The 302-nt window shown below is 48.0% G+C and carries 1 pseudogene; it reads right to left on the minus strand.

What is annotated here, in order from left to right:
• A pseudogene (locus V6E90_RS21635) lies at nt 1–302 on the minus strand (hypothetical protein); the annotation flags it as partial.

Here is a 302-nt window from a genome sequence, read left to right on the forward strand (position 1 = left end):
TTGCTGAATTTACTGTTGCGGTATAAGTCACCCCATTCACAACAACAGTTACGACAGTAGTCGCTGCATCTGCTGGTACACCTGTTAATGTGCCTGTTAAGGTTACGTTCCCCGCCGATTCTGCCGCATTAATAACGTTATCCGCAGTCACTGGATCAATGTTCAATGTTGTACCTGAAACATCTGGTCCCACCGTATCCACTGTTTCAGTCCCTGGTACAGACGGGTTGCCTGCAGGATCAGTTGCTACAGCTGTTACTGTACCGCCATTCGGTAAGTTACCTGGATTTGGTGTGGTCCAT

Source organism: Acinetobacter sp. ESBL14, from assembly GCF_036668815.1.
GTDB lineage: Bacteria > Pseudomonadota > Gammaproteobacteria > Pseudomonadales > Moraxellaceae > Acinetobacter > Acinetobacter gyllenbergii.